Consider the following 5,035-nt stretch of genomic DNA (forward strand, 5'->3'; position numbering starts at 1 on the left):
ACCTCGCGCGAGGTTGCTGGGCCGCCGTCGGGTAATTCTGGGGTGGGGGAGCCGCGTTAGACTGGAAGAGATGAGCAGGAAGTCGAAGTCCAAGCGGAAGGTGTTGACCACCAAGAATTCCGCGCGCTCGAATTCGAAGCGCCACAAGGAGTACTTCGACAAATACGACATCTATGAGAAAGACGCTCATCACGTCTCCGACAACCGGATCAGACTCGGCCTCTCCAGCTCCTCCGTCTCACCCATGACTGTCGAGGAGACCTTCGCTCAAGCAGCCAAACACGGCTACGACGGGGTCGAAATCATGATCACCCACAATGCCGACACCCGCGATGTCGACCTCATCAACGGACTCGCCGGCGATACCGGTCTCGACGTCCTCTCCCTGCACGCCCCGACCCTGCTGTTCCTGCCCCGGGTGCTGCACAAAGACCATTGGGAGAAGCTGCGGATCACCGCGAACCTCGCCAAAGAGGTCCACGCCGACACCGTCGTCCTTCACCCGCCGTTCCGATGGCAGGGCGAATACGCCCTCGGCTTCGTCGACGGCGTCCGCCAAGTCGCCCACGAGACCGGAGTGAGACTGGCCGTGGAGAACATGTACCCCTGGCGTGCAGGCCTGCGCGAGATCCAGGTCTACTATCCCGACTGGAACCCCCTGGACGAGGACTACGACGACCTCACCTTCGACTTCTCCCACGCCTCCACCGCCGGCATGAACGCCCTGGAGACGGTGAGCGAGATCTTCGATCAGCTCCGCCACGTCCACCTCACCGACGGTGCCGGCTCCCTCAAGGACGAACACCTCGTTCCGGGCGAAGGCACGATGCCCGTCGCTGAGACCCTGCAGTACCTGGCCAAACACAATTGGCAGGGCGACGTCGTCGTCGAGGTCAACACCCGATTCGTGCGCAGACAATCCGTCCGCGAGAAGATGCTCGCCGACTCCATCGCCTTCGCCCGCGAGCACCTCGGCCTCGAGGCTGATGCTCCCCGACGCAACACCCACAGCCACACCCGCACCACCGAGCACAAGCCCTCGCGTTCCGGCACATCCGGCGGCGAGAGCTGACCCCGGGACCGATCAGGACCTCCCGTCGAACCCTGCATCGGCACGCCCACACGCAGGAACACCCACCGACCCCTCCACCCCCAACGAAAGGCTGGCGCATTTTGACCACCATCGCCTCCATCGGAACCGGCAACATGGGCACGGCCCTCATCCAGGGAATCCTCAGCGCCGACGCGGGCATCACCGTGCGCGCGACGACGAACTCGACCGCCTCGGCACAGCGCCTCCGCCATCATCTGCCGACTGCGGCGGTCACCTCGGTGGAGGACGATCCCGAGGCGAACCGCAGGGCCGCAGCCGGAGCCGATTTCGTCTTCCTCGGTGTGAAGCCGTGGATGATGGCCGAGACCGTGCGCGAACTCGCCGACGACCTCGACCCGAACTCCGTGCTCGTGTCCATGGCCGCCGGTGTCGCCGCTGCGGACCTGGCGAAGCTCGCCCCCGAGAATCCGATCGTGCGGATCATGCCGAACACTCCGAGCGCCATCGGTCACGGCGTCATCGCGCTGGCCCCTTCCGCCGAGGTGACCGCCGCCAGCGTGGACACACTGACGTCCCTGCTGTCGGGAGCCGGCCTCGTCGTCGATCTCGACGAATCCCAGATACCTGCCATGACCGGAATCTCCGGGTCCGGAGTCGCGTACTTCTTCCTTTTCGCCGAGGCCATGATCGCCGCCGGCGTCAAGCAGGGCCTCAGTGAGGACGTCGCCCGCCAGATGGTCGTGGCCACCGCCGACGGCGCCGGCCGACTCCTGACCGAGAAGCCCGATCCCGCCGCTCAGCGTCGGGCCGTGAGCAGCAAGGGCGGCACGACCCTGGCCGGTCTCCAGCAGTTCCTCGACTCCGGGATCTTCGATATCGCCGAGGCGGCCGCGCAGGCGGCGGCGGACCGTTCCGTGGAGATGGAACGGCAGAACTCCGAGGTCATCAACGACTGAGCCGATTCTCCCCGCTCAGGGGAGGACGTGGGACGAGCGGGCGATCGACACGGCCTCATGCCGGGTCCGTGCCGAGAGCTTGACCATCGCCGTATTGAGATAGGACTTCACCGTCGACTCGCGCAGCGACAGCGCCTCGGCGATGCGGGCATTCGGCCATCCCAGGGCGACGTGCGAAAGGATGTCGGTCTCCCTCGGCGACAGCCGCACTGCGGGCACCGGGGTTTGGAAGTTCTCCGGATTGTGCCCGGAGAGGATATCGGCCAGGCGCGCCTCGACGCCGGTGAGCTTCTCCCGGGTCTCCTCGTCGACGATGCCGGAGCGGATGGCTCGCAGCTCCGCATAGGTGTGCCGGAGAGCCTCGCGTCCCGAGGGATCCAGATCCGGATAGAGCGGTTCCTCCTTGACCGGGCCAAGCGGCTGCTGCCGGTAGCCGAGTCGAGCGAGATCGACCGAGAGCTCTCGCACTCGCCTCACGAGGTCTCCTGTCTGCGGGGCGGCGGCGTCGTAGTCCGCGCGATGGCCGCAGTAGACCATTCCGGTGACCTCACCACCGTGGAGGGTGGGTACGGCCACGAGGACGCGGATGCCCTCACCGAGCACCTCCTCGTCGTAGTGATGGGTGATGAGCGGGTCGATCTCATAGTCGCGGGTCAGCTGCGGAGTGCCTTCGGTCATGGCCCGTCCGCCGAGGCCGCGGCCGGTGCTGACGATGAGCGACGAGAGCAGGTTCTTATCGGCGCCGGCGACGGCTTCGACCGCGACCGAACCCTCTTCGACCATGCCTCCGAAGACGACATCACCGGTGCCGCTCTCATGCAGGGAGTCGACGGCTTCGACGAACAGGCGACGGGTCTCGACCTTGAGTGCCCGCGTTTCCTTGGCATGCGCATTCATGTGAATAAGCTACCAACTTTCGGTGGTATTCCCCAGTGCATGCTGAACGTTACCTTGGGGTCATGTGATTCAGGACACTGATGTTCTGTCCATTCAAAGGAGAAAGAATGACTGACCCTGTCAACACCGGAGTTGACTTCCTCGCAGAGGAGGAGAGCCCGGAGTTCAAGGCCCTCAAGCGCAAACGATTCTCGGTTGTGATCCCGCTGTCGATCGCGTTCCTCGTCTGGTACTTCCTCTACGTGATCCTCAGCACCTACGCTCATGACTTCATGTCGACGAAGGTCGTGGGGGAGATCAATGTCGGGCTCGTCTTCGGGCTGCTGCAGTTCGTGACGACCTTCGCGATCACGATGTTCTACGTCTCGTTCGCCAATAAGAAGCTGGATCCTCCCGCGGAGGCGATCCGTGAACGACTGCTGGCCGAATCGGAAGGAACCCGCTCATGAGCACTCTGGCAATCGGAGACTTCGTCGCCTCGGGAGTCGACCTCCTCAGCGCAGCGACCACCGAGGTCGAGAACAACCCGGTCCTCAACATCACGATCTTCGCCGCATTCGTCGCGGTCACGATGTTCATCGTCCTGCGGGCCAGCCGCAACAACAAATCCGCTTCGGACTACTACGCCGGCGGCCGGTCGTTCACCGGACCGCAGAACGGCTTCGCCATCTCCGGCGACTACCTCTCAGCGGCGTCCTTCCTCGGCATCTGCGGTGCGATCGCCGTCAATGGCTACGACGGATTCCTCTACTCGATCGGCTTCCTCGTGGCCTGGCTCGTCGCCCTGCTCATCGTTGCCGAGCTCATGCGCAACACCGGCAAGTTCACCATGGCCGATGTGCTGTCTTTCCGGCTCAAGCAGCGTCCCGTGCGCATGGCCGCAGCACTGTCGACTCTGGCGGTCTGCTTCTTCTACCTTCTCGCCCAGATGGCCGGAGCAGGCGGTCTCGTCTCCCTGCTCATGGGCATCGACGGCAAGGTCGGTCAGTCGCTCGTCATCGCCGTCGTCGGTGCGCTGATGATCATCTACGTCCTCGTCGGCGGAATGAAGGGCACCACCTGGGTGCAGATCGTCAAAGCGGTCCTGCTCATCGCCGGTGCCTTCGCCATGACCGTCTGGGTGCTCGCCCTCAACGGCTTCAATCTCTCCACGCTGCTGGCCTCGGCAGTGGAGAACGCGGCCGGCGGCGTCGGTGAGGCGGTGCTCGAGCCGGGACTGAAGTACGGAGAGAATCCTCTCGACTTCATCTCCCTGGCATTGGCCCTCGTGCTCGGAACCGCCGGTCTGCCGCACGTCCTCATGCGCTTCTACACGGTTCCCACTGCGAAGGAGGCGCGCCGTTCCGTGGTGTGGGCGATCTGGCTCATCGGCGCGTTCTACCTCTTCACCCTCGTCCTCGGCTACGGTGCCGCCGCGCTCGTCGGTGCCGACGCGATCAACAATGCTCCCGGCGGAGTGAATTCGGCGGCACCGCTGCTCGCGCTCCACCTCGGTGGACCCATCCTCATGGGCTTCATCTCCGCGGTCGCGTTCGCCACGATCCTCGCGGTGGTGGCGGGTCTGGCCATCACGGCGGCGGCCTCGTTCGCCCACGACATCTACGCGAACGTCATCAAGAAGGGCAAGGTCGAGGACTCCGATGCGGAGGTCAAGATCGCCCGTCGCACGGTCATCGTCATCGGTGCGGTCGCGATCATCGGCGGCATCGGAGTGCAGGGGCAGAACATCGCATTCCTTGTGGCGCTGGCCTTCGCCGTCGCCGCCAGCGCGAACCTGCCCACGATCGTGTATTCGCTGTTCTGGAAGCGCTTCACCACTCGCGGTGCGGTGTGGTCGATCTACGGCGGCCTGATCTCGGCGATGGTGCTCATTGCCTTCTCGCCGGTCGTCTCCGGTTCCGAGACCGCAATGATCCCTGGTGCCGACTTCGCGATCTTCCCGCTGTCCAACCCGGGCATCATCTCGATTCCGCTCGGATTCATCCTCGGCTGGATCGCGTCGGTCACCGACCGGACCGTCGAGAGCCCCGAGCTCGCAGCAGAGATGGACGTCCGTGCCCACACCGGGTTCGGCGCCGAGGAGGCCGTCGAACACTGACCCCGCCCGCCAACCGCGTGTTCGAAGTGC

General features: G+C 64.7%; 5 protein-coding genes. 4 read left to right on the forward strand and 1 reads right to left on the reverse strand.

Annotated features, from left to right (window positions below; all coding sequences use genetic code 11):
• Positions 1 to 70: 70 nt before the first annotated feature.
• Positions 71 to 1,072, forward strand: a complete 1,002-nt coding sequence (locus tag AD89_RS19045; RefSeq protein WP_025780988.1) for a sugar phosphate isomerase/epimerase family protein — start codon at positions 71 to 73, stop codon at positions 1,070 to 1,072.
• Positions 1,073 to 1,173: 101 nt separating this feature from the next.
• On the forward strand, positions 1,174 to 2,010 hold the full coding sequence (gene proC / locus AD89_RS0117605) for a pyrroline-5-carboxylate reductase (RefSeq protein ID WP_025780990.1): 837 nt from the start codon (positions 1,174 to 1,176) through the stop codon (positions 2,008 to 2,010).
• Between the two features lie 15 nt (positions 2,011 to 2,025).
• Here the strand turns inward: proC and AD89_RS0117610 are convergent, their stop codons facing one another.
• Positions 2,026 to 2,907 carry a helix-turn-helix transcriptional regulator gene (locus tag AD89_RS0117610; RefSeq protein ID WP_025780991.1) on the reverse strand — a complete coding sequence of 294 codons (882 nt, stop codon included), beginning with the start codon at positions 2,905 to 2,907 and terminating at the stop codon, positions 2,026 to 2,028.
• A 107-nt stretch (positions 2,908 to 3,014) separates the two neighbouring features.
• Between AD89_RS0117610 and AD89_RS0117615 the strand changes: the two genes are divergently transcribed.
• Entirely contained in the window at positions 3,015 to 3,356 is a 342-nt protein-coding gene (locus AD89_RS0117615) for a DUF485 domain-containing protein (protein ID WP_025780992.1), read from the forward strand.
• Positions 3,353 to 5,005, forward strand: a complete 1,653-nt coding sequence (locus tag AD89_RS0117620; protein ID WP_035321537.1) for a solute symporter family protein — start codon at positions 3,353 to 3,355, stop codon at positions 5,003 to 5,005. The genes AD89_RS0117615 and AD89_RS0117620 overlap by 4 nt, the downstream gene beginning before the upstream one ends.
• Positions 5,006 to 5,035: the final 30 nt, after the last annotated feature.

The organism is Brevibacterium sp. VCM10, from assembly GCF_000583215.1.
Lineage (GTDB): Bacteria > Actinomycetota > Actinomycetes > Actinomycetales > Brevibacteriaceae > Brevibacterium > Brevibacterium linens.

Excerpts from the sequence above, each read along its gene's own strand:
- AD89_RS19045 (WP_025780988.1), top strand. The coding sequence starts at position 71 with ATGAGCAGGAAGTCGAAGTCCAAGCGGAAGGTGTTGACCACCAAGAAT.
- AD89_RS0117615 (WP_025780992.1), top strand. The coding sequence starts at position 3,015 with ATGACTGACCCTGTCAACACCGGAGTTGACTTCCTCGCAGAGGAGGAG.
- AD89_RS0117620 (WP_035321537.1), top strand. The coding sequence starts at position 3,353 with ATGAGCACTCTGGCAATCGGAGACTTCGTCGCCTCGGGAGTCGACCTC.
- AD89_RS0117610 (WP_025780991.1), bottom strand. The coding sequence starts at position 2,907 with ATGAATGCGCATGCCAAGGAAACGCGGGCACTCAAGGTCGAGACCCGT.